General features: G+C 68.4%; 19 protein-coding genes. 10 read left to right on the top strand and 9 right to left on the bottom strand.

Annotated features, from left to right (window positions below; all coding sequences use genetic code 11):
• Window positions 1-77 precede the first annotated feature (77 nt).
• Window positions 78-1,208 (top strand): cell division protein ZapE, encoded by a 1,131-nt coding sequence (gene zapE, locus B4A39_RS00810; RefSeq protein ID WP_292032214.1) that lies wholly within the window; start codon window positions 78-80, stop codon window positions 1,206-1,208.
• A 112-nt stretch (window positions 1,209-1,320) separates the two neighbouring features.
• Here zapE and mdh read toward each other — a convergent pair whose 3' ends face one another.
• Window positions 1,321-2,283 (bottom strand): malate dehydrogenase, encoded by a 963-nt coding sequence (mdh, locus tag B4A39_RS00805; RefSeq protein WP_292032212.1) that lies wholly within the window; start codon window positions 2,281-2,283, stop codon window positions 1,321-1,323.
• A gap of 141 nt (window positions 2,284-2,424) precedes the next feature.
• On the opposite strand from mdh, the gene B4A39_RS00800 reads away from it, so the two are divergent.
• From B4A39_RS00800 to B4A39_RS00765, 8 genes are all read left to right on the top strand, one after another.
• Window positions 2,425-3,171 carry an EcsC family protein gene (locus B4A39_RS00800; RefSeq protein ID WP_292032210.1) on the top strand — a complete coding sequence of 249 codons (747 nt, stop codon included), beginning with the start codon at window positions 2,425-2,427 and terminating at the stop codon, window positions 3,169-3,171.
• Entirely contained in the window at window positions 3,168-3,584 is a 417-nt protein-coding gene (locus B4A39_RS00795; protein ID WP_292032208.1) for an HIT domain-containing protein, read from the top strand. Before B4A39_RS00800 ends, B4A39_RS00795 begins: the two co-directional genes overlap by 4 nt.
• 125 nt (window positions 3,585-3,709) lie before the next feature.
• Complete coding sequence (gene sdhC / locus B4A39_RS00790) at window positions 3,710-4,162, top strand: succinate dehydrogenase, cytochrome b556 subunit (protein ID WP_292032205.1); 453 nt, start codon at window positions 3,710-3,712, stop codon at window positions 4,160-4,162.
• Entirely contained in the window at window positions 4,159-4,557 is a 399-nt protein-coding gene (locus B4A39_RS00785) for a succinate dehydrogenase, hydrophobic membrane anchor protein (protein WP_292032203.1), read from the top strand. Before sdhC ends, B4A39_RS00785 begins: the two co-directional genes overlap by 4 nt.
• A 7-nt stretch (window positions 4,558-4,564) precedes the next feature.
• The gene (sdhA, locus tag B4A39_RS00780) at window positions 4,565-6,349 is read left to right on the top strand and encodes a succinate dehydrogenase flavoprotein subunit (RefSeq protein ID WP_292032201.1); all 1,785 of its coding nucleotides are present in this window, start codon (window positions 4,565-4,567) and stop codon (window positions 6,347-6,349) included.
• A 14-nt stretch (window positions 6,350-6,363) separates the two neighbouring features.
• The gene (locus B4A39_RS00775) at window positions 6,364-7,161 is read left to right on the top strand and encodes a succinate dehydrogenase iron-sulfur subunit (protein ID WP_184266994.1); all 798 of its coding nucleotides are present in this window, start codon (window positions 6,364-6,366) and stop codon (window positions 7,159-7,161) included.
• Between the two features lie 113 nt (window positions 7,162-7,274).
• Complete coding sequence (locus B4A39_RS00770; protein WP_292032194.1) at window positions 7,275-7,595, top strand: 2Fe-2S iron-sulfur cluster-binding protein; 321 nt, start codon at window positions 7,275-7,277, stop codon at window positions 7,593-7,595.
• A 1-nt stretch (window position 7,596) separates the two neighbouring features.
• Window positions 7,597-8,418, top strand: a complete 822-nt coding sequence (locus B4A39_RS00765) for a kinase (RefSeq protein ID WP_292032192.1) — start codon at window positions 7,597-7,599, stop codon at window positions 8,416-8,418.
• Here B4A39_RS00765 and B4A39_RS00760 read toward each other — a convergent pair.
• Together B4A39_RS00760 and B4A39_RS00755 are read right to left on the bottom strand one after the other, a co-directional pair.
• Entirely contained in the window at window positions 8,390-9,244 is an 855-nt protein-coding gene (locus tag B4A39_RS00760) for an HAD family hydrolase (RefSeq protein ID WP_292032189.1), read from the bottom strand. The two genes, B4A39_RS00765 and B4A39_RS00760, sit on opposite strands and share 29 nt — an antisense overlap.
• Before the next feature lie 53 nt (window positions 9,245-9,297).
• The gene (locus tag B4A39_RS00755) at window positions 9,298-11,610 is read right to left on the bottom strand and encodes a sensor histidine kinase (protein WP_409449578.1); all 2,313 of its coding nucleotides are present in this window, start codon (window positions 11,608-11,610) and stop codon (window positions 9,298-9,300) included.
• 144 nt (window positions 11,611-11,754) lie between these two features.
• On the opposite strand from B4A39_RS00755, the gene B4A39_RS00750 reads away from it, so the two are divergent.
• A complete protein-coding gene (locus B4A39_RS00750) occupies window positions 11,755-12,162 on the top strand; it encodes a metallopeptidase family protein (protein ID WP_292032185.1) in 408 nt (135 codons plus the stop codon).
• 19 nt (window positions 12,163-12,181) lie between these two features.
• Here the strand turns inward: B4A39_RS00750 and B4A39_RS00745 are convergent, their stop codons facing one another.
• The 6 genes from B4A39_RS00745 to B4A39_RS00720 form a co-directional block, all read right to left on the bottom strand.
• Complete coding sequence (locus B4A39_RS00745; RefSeq protein WP_292032183.1) at window positions 12,182-13,423, bottom strand: hypothetical protein; 1,242 nt, start codon at window positions 13,421-13,423, stop codon at window positions 12,182-12,184.
• 111 nt (window positions 13,424-13,534) lie between these two features.
• On the bottom strand, window positions 13,535-14,929 hold the full coding sequence (locus tag B4A39_RS00740) for an RsmB/NOP family class I SAM-dependent RNA methyltransferase (RefSeq protein ID WP_292032180.1): 1,395 nt from the start codon (window positions 14,927-14,929) through the stop codon (window positions 13,535-13,537).
• A complete protein-coding gene (locus B4A39_RS00735; RefSeq protein WP_292032177.1) occupies window positions 14,926-16,881 on the bottom strand; it encodes a potassium transporter Kup in 1,956 nt (651 codons plus the stop codon). The genes B4A39_RS00740 and B4A39_RS00735 overlap by 4 nt, the downstream gene beginning before the upstream one ends.
• Before the next feature lie 73 nt (window positions 16,882-16,954).
• Complete coding sequence (locus tag B4A39_RS00730; protein WP_292032175.1) at window positions 16,955-17,710, bottom strand: DUF1223 domain-containing protein; 756 nt, start codon at window positions 17,708-17,710, stop codon at window positions 16,955-16,957.
• A 63-nt stretch (window positions 17,711-17,773) separates the two neighbouring features.
• Window positions 17,774-19,990 carry a prolyl oligopeptidase family serine peptidase gene (locus tag B4A39_RS00725; RefSeq protein ID WP_292032173.1) on the bottom strand — a complete coding sequence of 739 codons (2,217 nt, stop codon included), beginning with the start codon at window positions 19,988-19,990 and terminating at the stop codon, window positions 17,774-17,776.
• 145 nt (window positions 19,991-20,135) lie between these two features.
• Window positions 20,136-22,313, bottom strand: coding sequence for a prolyl oligopeptidase family serine peptidase (locus B4A39_RS00720; RefSeq protein WP_292032171.1), 2,178 nt, complete (start codon window positions 22,311-22,313; stop codon window positions 20,136-20,138).
• Between the last annotated feature and the right edge of the window lie 87 nt (window positions 22,314-22,400).

The following is a 22,400-nucleotide window of genomic DNA, read 5'->3' as shown; positions in this document are numbered from 1 at the left end:
TCACCAAAATCCTGCTTCAAGGGGCGTGACGCGCCCTCGCCTTCCCTGATCCGCCCTGTGGGGCTATGCCGCTGACCATGACTTCTCGCATCCGCAACGCCTATGACATCCGCGTCGAGGAAGGCGTCATCGCCCCCGATCCGCAGCAGCTGGAGCTGCTGGCCGAACTGGAACGGCTGGAGACGGATCTGGCGAAGAAGGGCCTGTTCGGCCGCCCGCCCGAGGTCAGGGGCATCTACATCTGGGGGCCGCCGGGACGCGGCAAGTCCATGCTGATGGACCTCTTCTACTCGGCCACGCCCGAGCAGAAGAAGGTCCGCGCCCACTTCCACGCCTTCATGGCCCGCATCCACGACCTGGTGAAACAGTGGCGCGAGGGCGACAGCCGGACGCGCAAGACGGTGTTCGGAACCAGTAAGGGCGACGACCCCATCCCGCCGATTGCGGCCCTGATCGCCTCGGAAGCGCGACTGCTGTGCTTTGACGAGCTGCAGGTCACGGACATCGCCGACGCCATGATCCTGGGCCGGTTGTTCGAGGCCCTGTTCGAAAAGCGGGTGGTCCTGGCGGTGACCTCGAACCGCGCGCCCGAAGACCTCTACAAGAACGGCATCAACCGCCAGCTCTTCCTGCCCTTCATCGATATCCTGCGCGAGCGGTGCGAGGTGGTGGAGACAGCGGGCGCGCGCGACTTCCGCCTGGACCGCATGGCCGGGGCGAAGGTCTGGTTCTCGCCGCTGGACGAGGCGGCGCGGACGGGGTTCGAGACCCTGTGGTCGGACCTCAAGGGCGGCGAGCCCGAGGAGCCGGCGGCCCTGCCGGTGCTGGGGCGTCAGGTGCGGGTGCAGCGCACGGTCGGCGGCATGGCGCGCGCCAGCTTCAGCGAACTGTGCGGCTCGCCGCTGGGGCCGCAGGACTATCTGGCCATCGCCCGGCGTTTCCACACCCTGTTCCTGTCCGACGTGCCGAGGCTCAGCCCCGCCAACCATCACGAGGCGCGGCGTCTGGTGACCCTGATCGACGCGCTTTACGAGGCCAAGACCCGGCTGGTGGTCCTGGCCGAGGCCGAGCCCGAGGCCCTCTACGCCGAGGGCGTCGGGGCGTTCGAGTTCGAGCGCACGGTGTCGCGCCTGAACGAAATGCGCAGCGCGTCCTGGCTGGAGCAGCGGGGCGAGGACGATGAGGCGCCGGAGCCGGTTCACGCCTGACACGGCCGCTCTCCACGCACGAAAAAGGGCCGCATCCGAGGATGCGGCCCTTTCCAATGCAGACGCCTAAGCGCTCAAGCAGCAAGCCGCCGCGCGGCTCGCGTTGGCGCCCTTAGGCCAGCGAAGGCTCGATGTCCTTGCAGGCCTGGATCAGGCCGTTCACCGACTCGACCGACTTGGCGAACATGGCCTTCTCGTCGTCGTTGGTGGTGAACTCGACGATCTTCTCGACGCCGTTCGCGCCGATCAGGGCCGGGACGCCGACGTAGAGGTCGGACAGGCCGTACTCGCCCGACAGCCAGACGGCGCAGGGCAGGACGCGCTTCTGGTCCAGCAGGTAGGACTTGGCCATGGCGATGGCGCTTTCGGCCGGGGCGTAGAAGGCCGAGCCGGTCTTCAGCAGGGCCACGATCTCGCCGCCGCCCTTGCGGGTGCGCTCGACGATGGCGTCCAGATCGGCTTGCGACAGGAAGCCGGCGGCGACGGCGTCCGGCAGCGGCAGGCCGCCGACGGTCGAGTGGCGCACCATCGGCACCATGTCGTCGCCGTGACCGCCCAGGGTCCAGGCGTGGATGTCCTGCACCGAGACGCCGGTCTTTTCAGCCAGGAAGTAGGCGAAGCGCGCCGAGTCCAGCACGCCGGCCATGCCGACGACCTTCTCCTTGGGCAGGCCCGAGAACTTCTGCAGGGCCCAGACCATGGCGTCGAGCGGGTTGGTGATGCAGATGACGAAGGCGTTGGGGGCGTGCTGCTTGATGCCCTCGCCGACGGCCTTCATGACTTTCAGGTTGATGCCGATCAGGTCGTCGCGGCTCATGCCCGGCTTGCGCGGCACGCCGGCGGTGACGATGCAGACGTCGGCGCCCGCGATGTCGGCGTAGTCGTTGGCTCCCTTCAGGGCCACGTCCTGACCGAAGACGGCCGAGGCCTCGGCGATGTCGAGGGCTTTGCCTTGCGGCGTGCCTTCGGCGATGTCGAACAGGATGACGTCGCCCAGCGCTTCGCGCGCGGCCACGTGGGCCAGGGTTCCGCCGATCATTCCGGCGCCGATAAGGGCGATCTTCGCGCGAGCCATACAGGTCTCTCCAGTCGATGTTGCGTGTGCGAAACGGTACTCGATGGCGGGCGGTCTAGACCCGCAGCGGAGCGGGAGCAAGCGTCGGGCGTTGCGCCTTTCGTCGGCCCCTGCGAGGGTCGCCGGATCCAGAGAGACGCGATGACCCCTGCGGAAGACGATCACCAGTACGATGCCCGCGTCCTGGCCGAGGCCGAGGTCTGGCGCGAACGCCAGCTGCGCCGTCCCGGCCTGTGGGACACGGCCACGCGAGCGACGCAGGACCGGATCAACGGGATCATTCCCGAACGGGTGCACCAGATCGTGACCTCGGGCGTCGAGATGACGACGCGAGGCATCCTGACCGGGGCCGAGTGGACCACGGCCAAGCCCCTGCTGCATGGCGATCTGCGGACCCGCGAGGCGCTGATCCAGACCCGCGTCGACCTCTATCGCACCACGGCCAGCGTCGAGGGCGGGGTGGCGGGCGCCGGCGGCTTCCTGCTGGCGGCGGCGGATTTTCCGGCCCTTCTGGCCATCAAGGTCAAGCTTCTGGCCGAGATCGGCGCCCTGTACGGCCACTCGGGCAAGACCCTTCCCGAGCGGCTTTATCTGTTGCGCATCTTCCAGCTGGCCTTTTCCAGCGCCCGACATCGGCCCGAGGCCCTGGCCGCGTTGGAGGCCGCGGGCAAGGGATTGCACCAGCCCGAACGCATCCAGGACTTCGACTGGCGCAGGTTCCAGCTGGAGTATCGCGACTACATCGACCTGGCCAAGATGGCGCAGCTGATCCCCGTCATCGGGGCGCCGATCGGGGCCGTGGTCAACTGGCGGCTGACCACGCGGCTGGCGACGACGGCGATGAACGCCTATCGCCTGCGCTGGTTCGAGGACGAGCATCTGACATGACCGATTTCAAAGCCGATCCCGCTTTCGAGGCCGGGTCCGTCTTCGCCGTCGACTGGCCGCTGTGCCAGGTGCGGCTGCAGGACGACGCTCGCTTTCCCTGGCTGATCCTGCTGCCCCGGGCGGAGGACGCGGTCGAGCTGGACGACCTGACGCCGGCCCAGCGCGCGGCCCTGATGGAGGAGATCGTGCGGGCGGGCGCCCTGGTGCGCGCCCTGGGTCAGGCGGTTGACCGGCCGGTGGACAAGCTGAACACCGCCGCCCTGGGCAACGTCACCCGCCAGTTGCACGTCCACGTCGTCGGCCGACGCCGCGACGACGGCCTGTGGCCCGATCCGATCTGGGGGCGGCCCGGCGCGCTTCGGTTGTCGGAGCCCGTCAAGGCGGCGTTTTTGCGAGCCGTTCGCGAGGCCTGATCAGGAAATTGCGATCCGCGGCGCTTATCCGCCCCGCTTCGTTGACACCCGGCCTTTGCGGTCACTAAAGCCTATCGCACTGCAACCGGGCCTGTTTTTCCACAGGTTTTTTGAGAATCATTCGCATGTCGAACCTTCCCCAGGGTGCGGGCGACCCGACTGGCCGCTACGTCCGCCATCCCAACGGCCACGTCGCGCCGATGTCGCCCTTCACCGACGTCTGGCGGTGGCACGTGACCATGACGGCCTCCATCCTGTTCCGCGTCACGATCGGCGCGGCCACGATCGGCGCCGTCCTGCTGCTGGGCTGGGTCGCGGCCGTCGCGGCGGGTCCCGAGGCCTACGCCAAGGTTCTGGCCTGCTCGGCCTCGCCTTTCGGCCTGTTCATCTGGTTCGGCCTGTCGCTGGTCCTCTTCTCCTTCCTGCTGAACGGCGCCCGCCACCTGATCAACGACGCCGGCAAGGGCCTTGATCTGAAGTCCGCCAATCTGATGGCCAACATCGCGGTCTGGGGCCCTCTGGTCGTGACCGTGCTGTTCTGGGTCGTCCTGTTCGCCGCCGGAAAGGTTTCGCTGTGAGCGCCGCCCCCAAGTTCAAGAACCATGTGAAGATCTCCGAGCGCCACGGCGCCGGCGAGTGGAAGATCGAGAAGCTGGCCCTGCTGGCGCTGATGCCGCTGGGCCTGTGGGTCCTGTCATCGGGCTTCACCCTGGCGGGCGCCGGCTATGAGGCCGTGACCGCCTGGTTCGGAAACGCCCTGAACGCCGGCCTTCTGGGCCTGACCGCCATCATCTTCTTCCTGTTCGCCAGCCTGGCCTGGAAGGTGATCATCGAGGACTACGTCCCCGCGCCCTCGGCCCGGACGACCCTGATCAACCTGTCGAACCTCGTCTTCCTCGTGCTGGCCGCCGCCAGCATCTTCTTCATCGTGCGTGTGGCGATGGGCTCCGCCCCGCTGCCCGCCGGAGTCTGATCCCGTCATGGCTGCTTACGAGCTTATCGATCACGAATACGACGTCGTCGTCGTCGGCGCGGGCGGTTCCGGCCTGCGCGCGGCCCTCGGCGCCGCCCAGCAGGGCCTGAAGGTCGCCTGCGTCACCAAGGTCTTTCCCACCCGCTCGCACACCGTGGCCGCCCAGGGCGGCATCTCGGCCTCGCTGGGCAACATGGGCGAGGACAGCTGGCAGTGGCACATGTACGACACCGTCAAGGGGTCGGACTGGCTGGGCGACCAGGACGCCATCGAATACCTGGTCCGTAACGCGCCCAAGGCCGTCTACGAGCTGGAACACTGGGGCGTGCCTTTCAGCCGCACCGAAGAAGGCAAGATCTACCAGCGCGCCTTCGGCGGCATGACCCGCAACTTCGGCGAAGGCCCGGTGCAGCGCACCTGCGCCGCCGCCGACCGCACCGGCCACGCCATCCTGCACACCCTGTACGGCCAGTCGGTCCGTCGCGAGGTGAAGTTCTTCGTCGAATACTTCGCCCTGGACCTGATCATGCAGGACGGCGCCTGCACCGGCGTCACCGCCCTGCAGCTCGACACCGGCCAGATGCACCAGTTCCGCGCCAAGATGGTGGTGCTGGCGACCGGCGGTTACGGCCGCGCCTACTTCTCGGCCACCTCGGCCCACACCTGCACCGGCGACGGCAACGCCATGGTGCTGCGCGCCGGCCTGCCGCTGCAGGACATGGAGTTCGTGCAGTTCCACCCGACCGGCATCTATGGCGCCGGCTGCCTGATCACTGAAGGCGCCCGCGGCGAGGGCGGCTACCTGACCAACTCGGAAGGCGAGCGCTTCATGGAGCGCTATGCGCCGACCGTGAAGGACCTGGCCCCGCGCGACATGGTTTCGCGCTCCATGACCATCGAAATCCGCGAAGGTCGCGGGGTCGGTCCGAACAAGGACCACATCTTCCTGCACCTGGACCACCTGGATCCCAAGATCCTGCACCAGCGTCTGCCGGGCATCTCGGAGTCGGCCAAGATCTTCGCCGGCGTCGACGTGACCAAGGAGCCGATCCCGGTCCTGCCGACCGTCCACTACAACATGGGCGGCATCCCGACGAACTATCACGGCGAAGTGCTGACCCTGCGCGACGGCAACCCCGACAGCGTGGTTCCGGGCCTGATGGCCGTGGGCGAGGCCGCCTGCGTCTCGGTGCACGGCGCCAACCGTCTGGGCTCCAACTCCCTGACCGACCTGGTGGTGTTCGGCCGCGCCGTCGGCCTGCGCTGCGGCGAGGTCGTGGACAAGAACTCGGCCGTGCCCTCGGCCTCCAAGGCCCAGACCGACGCCCACCTGGCCCGTCTGGACCGCTTCCGCAACGCCTCGGGTTCGACCCCGACCGCCAAGCTGCGCCTTGAAATGCAGCGGGCCATGCAGTCGGACGCCGCCGTCTTCCGCACCGGCAAGACCCTGGACGAGGGCGTGGCCAAGCTGCGCGCGATCGACGCCGCCGGCGCCGACATCAAGACCACGGATCGCGGCCTGATCTGGAACACGGATCTGATGGAGACCCTGGAGTACGACAACCTGATCGCCCAGGCCCTGGTCACCATCGAAGGCGCGGCCAACCGCACGGAATCGCGCGGCGCCCACGCTCGCGAGGACTATCCGGACCGCGACGACGTCAACTGGATGAAGCACACCCTGGCGTGGAAGCGTCCGGGCGAAGGCGTCCAGATCGATTACCGTCCGGTGCACAAGTACACGATGACCGACGACGTCTCGTACATCGAGCCCAAGGCTCGGGTTTACTAAGGGAGAGCAGACAGATGGTTCAACTCACCCTCCCGCGCGGCTCCAAGCCCACGACCGGCAAGGTCCACAAGGCCCCGGCCGGCGCCAAGAACGTCAAGACCTACAAGGTCTACCGCTATGACCCGGAGACGGATTCCGATCCGCGCTGGGACAGCTTCGAGGTCTCGTCCGACGATCACGGCCCCATGCTTCTGGACGCCCTGATCCACATCAAGAACGAGATCGACCCGACCCTGTCCTTCCGTCGCTCGTGCCGTGAAGGCATCTGCGGCTCGTGCTCGATGAACATCGACGGTCGCAACACCCTGGCCTGCACCAAGGGCATGGACGAGTGCTCGTCGCACAACATCACCATCGCCCCCCTGCCCCACCAGCCGGTGGTCAAGGACCTGGTGACGGACCTGAGCCTGTTCTACGCCCAGTACGACTCGATCCAGCCCTATCTCCAGTCCGACGATCCCGATCCGGAGACGGAACGCCTGCAGTCGCCGGCCGACCGCGAGAAGCTGGATGGTCTGTACGAGTGCATCCTGTGCGCCTGCTGCTCGACCTCCTGCCCCAGCTACTGGTGGAACCAGGAAGAGTACCTCGGCCCGGCGGCCCTGCTGCAGTCCTACCGCTGGATCTCGGACAGCCGCGACGACGCGACCCAGAAGCGCCTCGACGACCTCGAGGACCCCTTCAAGCTGTATCGCTGCCACACGATCATGAACTGCGCCCAGGTCTGCCCCAAGGGGCTGAACCCGGCCAAGGCGATCGCCGAGACCAAGAAGCTGATGGTGGCCCCGAGCCGCAAGCGCGCGGCGGCCTAGGCCTTCAGGCTTACCGATCCGAAACGCCCCCGGCGCCGTCAGGCTCCGGGGGTTTTTCATGCCCGTCGTGCGGCGGGGCTTGCCTCCCGCGCGGCCTGGGCTAAGACGCCTGCATGGCCAAGATCACCTACATCGAGCACGACGGGACCGAGCATGCGGTCGAGGTCAAGAACGGCCTCAGCGTCATGGAAGGCGCGATCCGCAACAATGTGCCGGGCATCGACGCCGACTGCGGCGGCGCCTGCGCCTGCGCCACCTGCCATGTCTATGTCGACGAGGCCTTCGCCGCCGAGACGGGTCGCCCCTCGGCCATGGAGGAGTCGATGCTCGACTTCGCCGAGAACGTCGAGCCGAACAGCCGCCTGTCCTGCCAGATCCGCGTCAGCGACGACCTGGACGGCCTGATCGTGCGCCTGCCGCAAAGCCAACACTGAGATGATCGACGCCCGGCTGCTGGACGCGGTCGGGGCCTTGATCAACGCCCATTCACAGCAGGGATTGGCGCGGCCCGGCCACATCCCGCTGATCGGCATCGCCGGGGCGCAAGGGTCGGGCAAGACCACGCTGGCCCGCCTCGCCGCCGAATGTTTCGGTGCGGCGCATCTATCGCTAGACGACGTCTATCTGACCAAGGCCGAGCGTGAGACCAGGGGCCGGGCGGTCCATCCCCTGTTCGCTGTGCGCGGCCCGCCCGGCACGCATGATCTGAGGCTGCTGGAACGGACGGTGGAAGCCCTGCGCGACGCCGGGCCCGACAGCCGAACGCCGCTGCCCGCCTTCGACAAGCTTTCCGACGACCGCCGCCCCGAGGCGCAATGGCCTGTGTTCACAGGCCGCCCGTCGGCGGTCCTGGTGGACGGCTGGTGCCTGGGGGCGACGGCGCAAGGCCAGGCGGAACTGGCGACGCCGATCAATGCGCTGGAAGACAGGCGGGACGGGCAGGGGGTGTGGCGACGCGCCGTCAACGAAGCGTTGGCCGGGCCCTATGCCGACCTGTTCGCCCGCTTCGACGCCGTTCTGTTCCTGAAGGCGCCGTCGTTCGGCGCCGTGCTGGACTGGCGCTGCGAGCAGGAGGCGGAGCTGATGGGCCTGCCGTCCGCCGACCTGCCGCCCGCGCGTCGCGCCGATCTGGCCGTCTTCATTCAGGCGTTCGAGCGGATCAGCCGCCATATGCTGGCCGGCGGGGTGCGGGCGGATGTGCCCTTCGCCCTGAACCTCGACCGCACAGTCAGTCCGCCGGCATCCGGCCGTAGTTGACGGCGATGCGGCCGATCAGGCCCTTGACGATCAGGTCGACCGGCGTGCCCTCGCGATAGTCGCCCTCGGCGACGAAGTTGACGCGGTCTTCCGAGATCAGGCGGTGGATCTTGTTGTGGTCCCGGGGGGTGTTGTCGGGGTCATAGACGGCGATGGAGAAGCCGCCCTTGGTGTGCATCATCTTCATGGTCGGGACGTCGGTGTCGCCGTCGCCGAGAAAGATCATCCGGTCGAACGGGATGGGGCGTTCCTCGTCGGGGATGAAGCGGTTGATGCGCTCGTCGTCCCAGTGGTTGTGCACGCCCTTGTTGATGCGGAACAGGTACTGGGTCTTGGTGGTGTAGTTGACGCCCACCGCCGGCCAGACCGCGACCTCGTCGGCGTCGTAGGCGTACTTGGACGCGAAGACGTGGGTGAAGGCCTCGGCGATGGGGCAGCCCTGGATCATCTCCTCCAGACCGGCGGAGATGATGTAGTGCTCGATCTCCAGGCCGTACTGGGCGCCGAATTCGTTCATGCGGTCGAACCAGCTGCGGTCTCGCAGGCCCTCGAACAAGGCCACGTCGCGGCCGTGGTCCTGCAGCGTCTGTCGCGTGACGGGATTGCCCTGCTCGCGCGCGGCCAGCAGCATCATTTGCATATACATGAGGATGCCGTCGCCGTCGGAGGCGATGGTCCGGGGACGGACGGTCTCGTTCCAGAACTGGGCCGGCGTCATCCCGATCGAGGGGATGAAGCTGACCTCCTGCATATTGCCCCGCGCCAGGGTGCCATCGAAATCATAGATGATGGCGGTCTTGAGCAGGGGGCGGGTGGTGTCGGCCATGGGGACGTCCTAGAGGGCTTGGACAGGCCCTCTAGCACGACATGGGCGAAACATCAGCCCAGCAGCAGTTCCGGGGCCGCCGTGGGGGCCGTGGCCTCAACCGGCAGGTGCAGGATGAAGGCCGCGCCCTTGCCCGGTTCGGACTGAACCTCGGCCCAGCCGCCGTGCAGCTCGACCAGGGCCTTGACCAGAGCCAGGGCCACGCCCGGCCCGCCGCGCTCACGCCGCACGAAGCGGTCGAAGACGTGGGCCTGCAGGTGATAGGGAATGCCCCGGCCCGTGTCCTCGACGCGAATGCGGACCTCGCCTGCGCCGACCTCGGCGGTCAGGGTCACGGCCCCGCCTTCGGATACGGCGCGGCAGGCGTTCTCCAGCAGGTGATCGACGGCCTGACCGATACGTCGAGCATCGGCGCGAACCGGTTTCAGACGGGGCGGACAGGCGACCGTCAGGGCGGCGCCCCGGCCCTCGACCTTGCCGCGCACCTTGTCTGCGCAGGCCTCCAGCAGATCGCAGACCCGCATGTCGCCCAGTGTCAACTCCATCTCGCCCGCGTCAATCTGGGCCATGTCCAGCACGTCGTCGATGGAGCGGGCCAGATGGCTGGCGGCGACACGAATGGCCCCGGCGTGCTGGCGGCTGCGCTCGGGCAGGTCGCCCATGGCCTCCAGCAGTTCGGAATAGCCGACGATGGTGGTCAGCGGCGTGCGCAGCTCATACGAAACGCTGCCGACGAACTCGCGCTTCAGCGCCTGGCTTTCGGCCAGCGCCGCTTCCTTGGCGGCCAGGGCACGCTCCAGCTCGCGGCGGGCGGTGACGTCGGAGAAGGCGACCAGGGTGGCGCCGTCGGGCAGGGGACGCGTCTGCCAGGCGACGACACGGTCGTCGTCGGTGCGGCCCTCGCCCGAGATCGGCACGCGGCTTTCGGGGTCGGGATCGGCGACGCGCGCCTTCAGCCCCAGCCACAGGGCGGCGTCGTCCAGCACCGGGCGGCACAGGGCGGCCACGGCGTCGAAGTCGCCGGCCTCGGCCAACTGGTCGGCGGTCACGCCCCAGAAGGTCTCGAAGGCGTCGTTGTTCAGCCGCAGCCGACCGTCCGATCCGAAGACGGCGACCGCGTCGTTCAGCTTGTCCAGCGTCGCGGTCTGGACCTGGATCTGGGCGTTGTAGCGGCTGCGCAGCTGCAGCTCGTCGGTGATGTCCGAGAAGATCAGCAGGATGCCGCCCAGGGGGTGAGGCTGACGCACCACCCGCAGGGTCCGGCCGTCGGGCAGGGACCAGGAGTCGTCGGGCGCAGCGGTCGCCGCGCCGTAGAAGTCCAGTTCACGCGCCTTCCACCCCGCGTAGTCGATGACCTCGGGCAGCTGGCGCTTCTGGCGCAGGCGGTCCAGCAGCTCGGCATGGGTCGGACGTTCGTCCAGCCAGGCCGGGTCGATGTTGAACAGTTGCTGGAAGGCGGTGTTGTGGAAGGCCAGCCGCTTGGCCGGGCCGAAGATGGCCACCGCGTCGGCCAGGTGGTTCAGGGTCTCGTCGTGGGCCTCGACATGGCGGCGCAGGGTGTCGCGCGTCTCCTCGGCCTCGGTCATGTCGATGGCGAAGGCGATGACGGCGCCACGACCGCCCGCCAGAGGCTCGGCCAGGATGCGCCAGGCGCGGCGGCGACCGTCCGACGACACCCAGCGGAAGCCGTCCTGACGCGCGTTCAGGCGCGAGGCCTCGGCCACGATGAGGTCGGCGCCGCGATCAAAGCTCAGCCCCGTCTCGCGGGCTTCGACCAGGGTTTCGGCGCGGACCTCCGTCAGCCAGGCCTTGTTGGCCCAGACCAGTTGCCCGGCGCCGTCGATCACCCAGGTCGGCGCCGGCGAAGCCTCCGCCAGAGCGCCCAGGCCCGCGTCGGCCGCCGTCTCGGCGCCGCCAAGTCTGGACAGCCGCAGCCAGGCCGAGCCGCCGAGCGCGCGCCCTTCGACCGCCCAGGCGCCGTCTGCGGATTCCAGCAGGGTCTCGAACGCCTCGCCGCGCTCAACCAGCCCCGCCATATGGCCTGTATGGGTTTCGTGCAGGGCCTGAACGATGGCCTCGGCGGCGGCGATGCCCTCGCGTCCCGGCGCCAGAACGGCCAGGGCCTCCGGAGCGCCGAACACCGACTGGGCCCCGCCTTCCGGCGTCAGGGCCAGCCGCACGTCATCGAAGACGTTGAGCGCCCCCTCGCAGGCGGCTGCGTGAGCGCGCTCGCCCGCCAGCCAGGCCTCGACCTCGGCCTCGCGCGCGCCCAGACGCTTGCGCAGCCGCCAGGCCCAGGCGCTGATCGCCAGCGCCAGGCCGGCTGCGCCCGCAGTGGCCACATAGGCGATGTCGGCCTCGGCCATCCTGTCCCCGGAAAATTCACCCATTCGCCGGCCGGCGCCATGCGGACGCCGACCGATTCGCGTTTACCATACCCTGATTGCGCGATTTGCGATGCGGCGAGACGGCCGATTGCGGCGCAGCCGCTCGCGGGCGATATCCAGGGCATGACCCAGACGTGGAACGACCAGTCCGCCCCTTCGCTCGACGACTTCGCCCGCCTGGCCGAAGCGGCCTTTGCTGATCTGCCTGACCTGTTCCGACAGGCGGCCGGCGAGGTGGTGATCCGCGTCGACGACTTCGCCGACGAGGAGACGCTGAAGGACCTGGAGATCGAAGATCCCTTCGAGCTGACCGGCCTCTATTCCGGGGTTCATATCGGCGAGCGGGACGGCATGGGCCCCGCCCCCGAGCCCTCGCGCATCTTTCTGTATCGTCGCCCCATCCTCGACGAATGGTGCGAGCGCGGCGACGTGGGCCTGGCCGAGATCATCGCCCATGTCCTGATCCACGAGATCGGCCACCACCTCGGCCTCGACGACGACCAGATCCACCATATCGAGGACGAGGATTGAGGCGCCCGCCCGCCGTGAGCTAGCGCGAGGGGAAGCCCGTACGATCAAAGCTCGCCTTCTCGCTGTTCGGCAGGATCACCACGGCGTCGAAGGCGTAGATGAAGTCGCGCAGGGCCGCCTGATGTTCGACCGGAACCTGGGCGACGAACAGGCTGGCGGTCGGATGCAGCGCGCGCAGGTCGATGACGACCGGCTGATCCGGGGTGGACGACAGGGGCGCCATCCACGACGGCTCGCGCGTGTGCTCACCCTGCGCCAGGACGTAGACGCTGTAGGATTCAGCGTCGTTGGCGATAGCGAACTCGTGGATGAAGTTTCCGATCGGGAAGGCCTGGTTCGGATTGCGCCCGCGATACATGTGCCAGGCGCCCATTTTGAACAGGGCGCGGGGCGTGCGGCCGGCGGCTTCGGCGGCGCGATACTGGCGCAGGAAGAGGCGCTTCATCAGCGCCTCGCGCACGGTGTTGTTATACAGGCCGACCGGCTCGCCCGCCCGAGCGCGACGGTAATAGGAGTAGATTTCGGCCGAGGTCGTCAGCGTCTCCAGCAGGAAGGCCGCCCGCGAGTCGGGCGCGGCGGCGAAGGCCGTCGTCAGGGCCTGGAGCCGAGGCAGGGTTTCGACGTCCCCATGCAGGAAGGCCCCGAACTGATCGCGCCGCGTCTCGAGAGACCTCACCTGGGTCAGCAGGGTCTCGACCTGAGCGCGCACGGCGGCGTTGGGCGCGAGGGTCGTCAGTTCTTCGAGAAGAGGCTCGGCGCCCTGCACCTGTTCTATGCCCCATAGGTCAGCCACGCCCGCCGCATGGGCCATCAGCTCCAGATCCTGATCCGAGGCGAAGCCGATATGGTTGGGATAGCGACGGGCCAGATCGGCCGCCGCCTCGGCCCTGCCGCGGTTGGCGGGCAGTTTCAGCGTGTCGACGGCGACCGGGTCCACCTCGACCACCAGGGTGTCGAAAGCGCGCCAGTCCCGCAGACTGTCGAACAGGGCCCCGACGAACCTGGGAGTGTCGCGGTCGTTGTGGGTCTCGCCCACCAGGACGAACTGGGCCTTCTGCGTCTGGTCGCGGAGGAAGTCGGCGCCGGGACCGGACAGGCCGCCGTCAAAGGCGATCGGCCGGGTATTGGCCTCAAGAAGGGCCGAAGCCCGGGCGGCGGACGCGGCAGCAGCAGCGGCGACTTCTTCTGGCGTCTTGTCTTGCGCGAGCGCAGACCCGGCCGTGCAGGCGAGGGCGGCCAGGGCCGCGAACATCAATTTCATACTGGAGCGAATCCTGCTGAGCGGGGAGGCGATCCAGTATGAACTCAGGCCCATCGCGAGATCGAACCGAGCTTAGCCATTCGGCCGAACGATGTCATCCGCCGGAAGGATCTAGCCCTCGATCCGCTCCAGCTTCGCTACGAAGAAGCCGTCCACGCCGCCGCGTTCAGCCCATTGCGAGGGCAGGATGCGCAGCCAACCTTCGGGGGTCAGGGCCTCGTCGGGGGCGCCGACCTCGGAGGGGACCGCGGCGACGGTGCGGAAGGCCGGGTTGCGGCGCAGGAAGGCGATGACCTGGGTCTCGCCCTCTTCGCGCTCCAGCGAGCAGACGCAATAGACCAGACGCCCGCCGGGCTTCACCTTGTCAGCGGCGACGTCCAGCAGGCGGTGCTGCACGTCGGCCAGCTTGGCCACCTCGGCGGGGCGGGTGGCGCGCAGCACTTCGGGGTTGCGGCGATAGGTGCCGGTGGCGGTGCAGGGCGCGTCCAGCAGGACGGCGTCGAAGGTGCGTTCGTCCTCCCAGTCTTCCGCCGGGACGGCGACGACCTCGACCGGCAGGCCGGTGCGGTCGAAATTCTGTTTCAGGCGCTTCAGGCGGGCCGGCGATCGGTCCAGGGCCGTGACCTCGGCGCCCGCAGCCGCCAGTTGCAGGGTCTTGCCGCCCGGCGCGGCGCACATGTCCAGCACCGTCTCGCCCGGTCTGGCGCCGAGAAGACGGGCGGGGACCGCCGCAGCGGCGTCTTGAACCCACCAGTCGCCGGCGTCGAAGCCCGGCCAGGCGGCCACATCGCCGCGCTTGCCGGTGCGGACCGTGCCGCCGGGCAGGACCTCGCCCTCGACGTCCTGCGCCAGGACGGCCAGATCGACGCCGGGCTTGGCGCTGAGATCGGTGGCGGGTTCGTCACGGGTGGCCAGGGCCAGGCCGACCAGGGCAGCCTCGCCATAGGCGCCCTTCCAGCGGGCGGCCAACCAATCGGGCAGGTTGGATTCAGCCGTCGTCAGGCCGGGACCGTCACGACCGACGCCGCGCAGGACCGCGTTGACCAGGTTCTTGTAGGGGCGGGTCTTGGCGTCGCGTTCGGCCAGCTTCACGGCCGTGGAGACGGCGGCGAAGGCGGGCGTCTCCAGCACCAGGGTCTGGGCCAGGGCGATGCGGAGGATGGTGCGCACCGGCGCCGGGGGCGCCTTCTGCAGACGGCGATCCAGAATCTGGTCGATCTCGCCCAGACGGCGCAGCGCGGCCATGGCCACGGCGCGCGCGAAGGCGCGGTCGGGACCCGCCAGATCCTTGGCCGGCGACTGGGCCAGGGCCTCGTCCATGCCGGCCCGCTTCTCCAGCGCCGCGTTCAGCAGGACGCCGGCGACCAGACGGGCCTCGACCCCGATGTCCGCGTGGGGATCGTCGGCGACCACCTCGGGCTGGGCCTCGCGACGCGGGCGCGACTTCTCGGCCATGCGGCGACCGCGCGCAGCCGAACTCTTACCCTTGGGGGCGCCACCACTCATACGGATACCTGCGTGCCCAGCTCGACCACGCGGCCGGGAGGGATATGGAAGAAGTCGGTCGGGTTGGCCGCGTTGCGCATCAGGAAGATGAACAGCTTGTCTTGCCACAACGGCATCCCCTGACGCGCCGACGGCACGACCGAGCGACGGCCGAGGAAGAAGCTGGTCGACATGATGTCGAACTTCAGCCCCTGCCGGCGGCACAGGCCCAGGGCGCGCGGCACGTTCGGCGTCTCCATGAAGCCGTAGGTGATGGTCAGCCGTTTGAAGTCGTCGCTGATCGGCTCCATCGACACCCGCTGGCTGTCGGAAACGCGCGGGCGGTCGGCGGTGTGGACGGTCAGGATGACGTTCTTCTCGTGCAGAACCTTGTTGTGCTTGAGGTTGTGCATCAGGGCCACCGGCGCGACCTCGGGATCCGAGGTCAGGAAGATGGCCGTGCCCGGCGCGCGGTGCGGCGGACGGGCCTTGAGCATCTCGATCAGGTCATGCAGCGGCAGGCTGTCCTTGCGAGTCTTCTCGGTCAGGATCTGGGTGCCGCGCACCCAGGTCCACATGATCAGCACCAGACCGCCGCCCAGCACCAGAGGCATCCAGGCGCCGTCGGGGATCTTGAGCAGGTTGGAGGTCAGGAAGACCGCGTCGATGAAGCCGAAGGGAATGAGGACCGCCAGAACGGCCCACATCGGCCAGCGCCACTTCTTGGTCACTACCGAGAAAGACATCAGGGTGTTGACCAGCATGGTGCCGGTGACGGCCACGCCATAGGCCGCCGTCAGGTTGTGCGACGACTGGAAGGTCAGCAGCAGGAAGAGCACGCCGATCATCAGCAGGCTGTTGACCGCGGGCACATAGATCTGGCCGGCCAGGGTCTCGGAGGTGTTGCGGATGTCGATACGGGGCAGGAGGCCCAGCTGGACCGCCTGCTGCGTCACCGAGAAGGCGCCGGTGATGACCGCTTGACTGGCGATGACCGTGGCCGCCGTGGCCAGGATCAGCATGGGCCAGTAGATCACCTGCGGCACCATGTTCCAGAACGGGTTGTCGGCTGCGCCCGGGTTGTCCAGCAGGAAGGCGCCCTGGCCCAGATAGTTGAGCGTCAGGCAGGGCAGGACCACGAACAGCCAGCCCTGACGGATCGGCGCCTTGCCGAAATGGCCCATGTCCGCATAGAGGGCCTCGGCCCCCGTGACGGCAAGGAAGACGCTGCCGAGGATGACGAAGCCTAGGAAGCCGTCCTTGAGCAGCAGCTCGACGCCATACAGCGGCGACAGGGCGCGCAGGATCGAGATGTCGTCGAAGATGTGCGTCAGGCCCAGAACGCCCAGGCTGAGGAACCAGACGGCGGTGATCGGGCCGAACAGCTTGGCCAGACCGGCCGTGCCGCGCGACTGGACCAGGAAGAGGGCGATCAGAATGCCCGCCGAGATCGGCAGGATGAAGGGGTCCAGTTCGCCGTTCAGGCCCGGCGCGTCCTTCAGCCCTTCGACCGCCGACAGCACCGAAATGGCCGGAGTGATGACGCCGTCGGCGTAAAACAGCGCTGCGCCGCAGACGCCGAGAATGAACAGCCAGGCGCTGCGTCGACCGATCGCGTGCTGGGCCAGGGCCATCAGCGACAGGGTGCCGCCCTCGCCCTTGTTGTCCGCCCGCATCAGGAACATGACGTATTTGAACGTCACCACGATCATCAGCGCCCAGAAGGCGAGGGAGACGACGCCGATAATGGCCAGCTCCCCGCCGACGCCCTTCTGAGCGTGACCGATGGCCTCGCGCAGGGCGTAGATGGGGCTGGTGCCGATGTCGCCGAACACCACGCCGATGGCGCCCAGGATCAGGGCGCGATGCGTCGCCTTGCCGTGTCCGAGGGGACTCGGAGTCTGGGCGTTCGGTTGTTCGGAAGCTTTTGCGGCGGACGTCTCGGCGTCGCCGCGGGGCGTGTCCCCGGCCATGCATAACCTCCGGGTCGCGCGAAGGGCGCGCCCATCAAGAGCCGCGGGCCTTTAGACCCTTTCGGTCAGCGGTTCAATCGCGCGCGGGTTCCACCCGACGGGCGGCGGACAGAATGCGACGGTCCGCCTTGGCCTGAACCAGGACTACGACGTTGTCTTGCGTGGCGGAATCGGTCGGAAGCACGAAAAGGGCCGGTCGGCCCGTCCAGTCGCCCAGCCGCTTCACCTCGCGCACCACATTGATGTGACGCACCGCCTGGCCCCGATTGTCGCCCTGCCGGACCTCGACCGTCTGCAGACCCGGCTGATAGACCACGGCCATGACCTCGGCCCCGCCGGCGGGCGGGCGACCCGAGCCGACACCGACCCGGTCGCCGGTCTCGCGGAACTCGATCTCGGGCGGCCAGAGGCGGCTGGCGGCCTCGGCGTCGATGGCGGCTTGCAGTTCGGGCGGTCGGGCGCCCGACAGATGTCGCCGTCCGTCGATCACCACCTGGGGCGTCGAGACGTTTCTCAGTTTCAGCGCCTGACGATAGGCCTGCTGGCGCGCGGTGAATTCGGGCTTGGCGAAGGTGTCCGACCAGCCCAGATAATCCCAGTAGCCGACGCCATAGGTAAGGGCGATGACGCCGGGCTCGTCCGCCACCGCCTCCAGCGTGCGGTTGGCGTCGGGACAGCCGGAACAGCCCTGGGCCGTGAACAGCTCGACCACGACGGGCTGGACGGGAGCGTCGCGCTCGAACGGCGGGGCGGCCGCGCCGGTCAGCAGGCCGGCCCCGCCCAGAGCCGCCGCCATCATCCCGATCCTGATCGAACCCCGTGCCGTCATCCGGCGATCCTACCCCCTCGATGCGTCTGCGCTGCTCATAAGTCCGTGAAGGGTGGAACCGCCTCAGTCCATCAACTGCTGGCTGAGATAGACGTAGTGCCGCGCCCAGCGGCGGGCGTTGGCGACCGGGTCGGCGTCGTTGGAGTGGCCGCCGGCGGTGTCCTCGAAATAGAGGTGGTCGTGGCCCTGATCGCCCAGACGCGCCGCGAACTTGCGGGCGTGGCCGGGGTGGACCCGGTCGTCGCGCGTGTTCGTGGTGATGTAGACGCGCGGGTATTTCACCTCGGGCCGCAGCTGCTGATAGGCCGAATAGCGGGCGATGAACTCCGCGTCGCCGGGAATGCGCGGGTCGCCGTACTCGCCGATCCACGAGGCGCCGGCCGGCAGGTCCTGATAGCGCAGCATGTCGATCAAGGGGCTCTCGATCACCGCCGCGTTGAACAGCTCCGGGTGCTGGGTGATCGACACGCTCGTCAGGACCCCGCCGTTCGAGCGGCCATAGATGCCCAGGTGGCGCGGGCTGGTGATCCTGCGCTGCTCCAGATCGCGGGCCACGGCGGCGAAGTCGTCGAAGGCGCGCTGGCGGTTCTCGCGCAGGGCCGCCTGGTGCCAGCCGGGGCCGAACTCGCCGCCGCCGCGGATATTGGCCTGAACGAAGACCCCTCCGTTCTCCAGCCACAGCTTGCCCATCTCGGGCTTGTAGGCCGGCGGGAAACTGGCCTGGAAGCCGCCGTAGCCGAACAGGATGGTCGGGCCTGTCCCGTCCATCGCCAGATCCTTCGGACGAGTGACGAAGTAGGGGATCTTGGTCCCGTCGGTCGAGGTCGCCTCGAACTGCTCGACCACATGGGTCGAGGCGTCGAACTTGGCGGGGGCCGATTTCAGCTCGCTCAGGGCGCCGGTGGCGACATCGGCCAGACTGAGGGTCGGCGGCGTCAGGAAGCCCTGGGTCGAGACGAAGACCTGGCCCTTGGCCTTGGAGCTGTCGCCCAGACCCACGGCGCTGTTGGCGGGGACGGCGATGTCGGTGCGAGGCCAGCCCCATTCGCCCCTATCCTCGAACACGGCCAGGCGGCCCACGACGTTGTCGTTGATCACCACCACGACGCGATCGGCCATGATCTGCACGCTGGCGATCGACTGACGCTCGGACGGCGCAAAGATCACGGGCGCGCCATTGGTGATGACAATATCGCCCGAGGTCTGCGGATGCAGGCAAGGCAGGCAGAAGGCCAGCAGCGATCCGGCCTTGTAATCACGCCCCAGGACGCTCCAGTCCTGCTCGTTGGAGAAGACCAGTCGACCGCCGATCACCCCCTCGACGGACACCCGCTCCGGCAGGTTCAGCTTGACCGTCTTGCCGTCGACCAGTTCCCAGATTTCCGAGCGGAAGGTGTCCAGCGGGCGGCTGAACAGGACAGCCTCGACCACGCCGGCCTTGTCACGGAAGACCATGGGCGAGACGCCGTAGCCGCCGTCGGACTGTTGGCCGCGATAGACCTCGGTCGCGTGGGCCAGAGGGTGGCCGCGCGTCAGGGATTTGACGATGAAGGGATAGCCCGACTCCGTCATCGTGCCGGGGCCGAAGTCGGTGGCGATCAGCAGGGTGTCGCGGTCCAGCCATGTCAGGCGGTGCTTGCCTTCGGGAATGACGAAGCCGCCCTCCACGAAGGTCTTGGTGGTCAGGTCAAACTCGCGGACGGTCACGGCGTCCTTGCCGCCGTCCGACAGGTTGATCAGGCAGCGGGTCTCGTCCGGCGCCAGGCAGTTGGCGCCCTTGAACACCCAGTCGCGGCCCTCCGCCTTCGCCAGGGCGTCGATGTCCAGCAGGGTCTCCCACTGCGGCTGGGCGGTGCGATAGCTGTCCAGCGTCGTGCGGCGCCAGACGCCCTTGGGATTGGCCGCGTCCTGCCAGAAATTGCCAAGACCTTCGCCCAGGAAGCTGACACCGGGGATGCGGTCGGTGGCCGTCAGGATGGCCTCGGCCTGCTGGCGGAAGGGCTCGTAGCGACGGTCCCCGGTCAGAGCCGACAGAGCTTTTTCGTTCGAGGCGGCGACGAAGGCCCGGGCCTCGGCGCCGTCGACCTCTTCCAGCGCCAGATGGTCGTCAGCGGCCTTGACCCCCTCGGGCGTCAGGTCGCGCGGAAAGTGCGGCGGCGGGTTGGTCGCGGCGGCTGCGGCCGGGTCGCCGGGCGCATGGGTCAGGCCTCCCTCAGCAAGGGCCGGACCAGCGGCGAGGATCAGCACCGGCAGGGCGGCGGTGAGGAAGAGGGACTTCATGGTTTTCTCCGCTCATCCCCGCGGAGGCGGGGACCCAGAACTTTGGCCAGACGAGCCGCCGCCGAGGTGTTCGCTCATGTCCCAGGTCCGAGCGCGTGGCTCAAACCTGGGTCCCCGCCTCCGCGGGGATGAACGGCAGAGACACCTACTGTTGCGCCGGTTCGTCCATCAGACGACGCGTCAGGTAGGTGTACTCCAGCGCGATGCGGCGGGCCGTTTCACGCAGGTTGGCGCCGGCCGCGTGGCCGCCGTCGGTGTTTTCATAGAAGAGGACGGGATAGCCCAGCTCTTCCAGTCGCGCCGCCGCCTTGCGGGCGTGGCCGGGGTGGACGCGGTCGTCCTTGGTCGAGGTGTGGATGAAGACCTCGGGATAGGGTTGGCCCGCCGCCAGTCGCTGATAGGGCGAGTATGCCTCGATCCAGGCGCGCTGTTCGGGGATGTCCGGGTTGCCGTACTCGCCGATCCACGACGCGCCGGCCAGCAGCTTGTGGAAGCGCAGCATGTCGAACAGGGGCACCTGGATGACCGCTGCGTTGATCAGGTCCGGGCGCTGGGTCAGCATGGCGCCCATGAAGAGGCCGCCCTGCGAGCCGCCCATGATCCCGAGGTGCGGCTGGGAGGTGATGTTGCGCGCGATCAGGTCCTGGGCCACGGCCTGGAAGTCCTCGTGGGCGCGCTGGCGGTTTTCCTGCTGGGCCGCCTGGTGCCATTTCGGACCGAACTCGCCGCCGCCGCGCGTATTGGCGATGACATAGACGCCGCCGCGCTCGAGCCACAGCTTGCCGACGGTCGGCGAATAGCCTGGCAGCAGCGACGACTGGAAGCCGCCGTAGCCGTAGAGCAGGGTCGGGTTCGATCCGTCCATGGCCATGGCGTCCTTGTGGACGACGAAGTAGGGGATCATCGTGCCGTCGGCCGAGCGGGCCTCGAACTGATCCACCCGCATGCCGGTCGCGTCGAACTTGGCCGGCAGGGACTTGGTCAGGGCGACCGCGCCCGTTGACGCATCGGCCAGGTAGAGGCTGGACGGGTTCAGGTAGCCGGCGACGGTGACGAAGATCTTGTCGTCCTGCTCCGAGGCCGAGCCCACGCCGACGGTGACGTTCTGGGGCAGGTCCAGGCGCGTGCGCGCCCATTCGCCCGCGGGGTTCGGGCGGTAGACGTAGACCGAGCCGCGCACGTTTTCATACAGCGCCACGACCAGGGTGTTGCGGGTGGCGTTGATGCCCTCGATCGCCTCGCGCTCGCCGGGTCGGATGACCAGCTGCGCCGGGGTCTTGGGGTCGGCCAGCCAGGCCTGGAGGTTCCAGGCGATGACGTCGCCGGTCTTGAACGCCTGACCCGAGGGCGCGGTCCAGTCCTGATCGGTGGTCACCACCATCTGGCCGGCGACCAGGGCGTTGATGTTGCCCTTCAGCGGCAGCTCCAGCTGGGTCGTCGTGCCGTCGGCGTTCAGGCGCCAGGTTTCGCTCTCGTAGAAGTTGATCCCGCGGTTCAGCAGAACCGCCTGAACCACGCCGTCGGCGTCGCGCAGGGTGTAGCCAGAGACCGAGACGTCGGTCTTCTGGCCCGCGAAGACCTCGACCGCCTGATCGACGGTCTGGCCGCGCTTCAGCAGGCGCACGGTGCGCGGATAGCCGGAGTCGGTCAGCGAGCCTTCGCCGAAGTCGCGCGAGATCAGGATGGTGTCCTTGTCGATCCAGGCGGCGCCGCCCTTGGATTCCGGCAGGCTGATGCCGCCCTCGACGAAGGTTTTCGTGACGCTGTCGAACTCGCGGATGGTCACCGCGTCCTTGCCGCCGTTCGACAGGGACAGCAGGCAGTAGCGCTCTTCGGGCGGCAGGCAGGTCACGCCCTTGTAGACCCAGTTGGCGCCCTCGGCGGCCGACAGGGCGTCGACGTCCAGGATGGTCTCCCATTGCGGCGCGTCGGTGCGATAGGAGTCCAGAGTCGTGCGGCGCCAGATGCCGCGCACGTGGGTCGCGTCCTGCCAGAAGTTGTCGACATGACCGTCATGGGTGAAGCCAGGCGACGGGATGCGGTCACGCGCCTGAACGATGTCCAGGGCCTGCTGGTGCAGAGCCTCATAGCGCGGGTCGCCTTGCAGCGTGCCGAGCGAGGTCTGGTTGTGGGCCTTGACCCAGTCCATGGCGCGCTCGCCTTCGACCTCTTCCAGCCAGATGTAGGGATCGGTCGCGTCGCTGGTGGCGAAGCCGGGCGCGGTCGAGGCCGCAGCGGGCGATTCAGCAGGATGGGCCATGGCGACGGGTGCGGCTCCGGCGGCGAGAAGAAGGGCGGCGGCAGACGCCAGTGTGCGGATCATGTTTCATTTCCCAACAGAATTGGGCCCCAACAGAAATCTGGCGGCACCTTGGCGAGGCGCGACGGCGGCGGCAAGCGGCGGAAATCT

Source organism: Brevundimonas sp. UBA4553 (genome assembly GCF_002387245.1).
Taxonomy (GTDB): Bacteria; Pseudomonadota; Alphaproteobacteria; order Caulobacterales; family Caulobacteraceae; genus Brevundimonas.
Note: the sequence above shows the minus strand (reverse complement) of the source record. Positions and strands in the feature narration are given on the sequence as shown.